The 547-nt window shown below is 52.3% G+C and carries 1 protein-coding gene and 1 pseudogene; both read right to left on the bottom strand.

All coding sequences use genetic code 11. The features are described 5' to 3' along the window. On the bottom strand, positions 1–197 hold a 197-nt coding region (locus B3M90_RS14465), incomplete at its 3' end, for an FAD-dependent oxidoreductase (protein WP_290784744.1). Further along, positions 194–547 (bottom strand): annotated as a pseudogene (locus B3M90_RS14470) (DUF3153 domain-containing protein); the annotation flags it as partial. The gene B3M90_RS14465 and the pseudogene B3M90_RS14470, both read right to left, overlap by 4 nt.

The raw sequence follows: 547 nt of genomic DNA on the forward strand, positions 1-547 counted from the left end.
TGAATACCACCGGGCTCAAACCCCATTCCGAGTGTCGCCCCTACTGGATACGTCAGGTCCCGGCGCGTGAACTTCCCGGCTGATCCCCCCCATTCACGGCTTCCTTCAAGGACGGTAACAGTATGTCCTTCTTGTGCGATCAGAGCCGCAGCCGTTAAACCTGCAATTCCTCCGCCGACGATGACGACGTGTTTCATGATGATTCCTCCTCCGTGACCCGATTTTCTTTAAATAGGAAATTGCGGATTTCGCGGAAGACCGGCTCCCGGCGATGAATCGTGAAGTGATCATATTTATACGATTTTGTCTGGATATTATCCGTGTAGTTCTCGAGTGCAAAGGAACTCTTTAACGAAATCAGATTGAAATCGCCTCCTTTGGCACCAAACGAATAGACGAGTACATCGCGCGGCCATGTCTCGAGCCGCTTGGTTAAATTGTTCATCGCTGGTGAGCCCTTCGCGAGATCACGAATGGCGGGACTGTTCGTATTCGTGCCAAGCGGTGCGAGCGTCAACCCGAGTTTTGCGTAATCGGAACCGGCGAT

Source organism: Exiguobacterium sp. UBA6309 (assembly GCF_002439205.1).
Classification (GTDB): domain Bacteria; phylum Bacillota; class Bacilli; order Exiguobacteriales; family Exiguobacteriaceae; genus Exiguobacterium_A.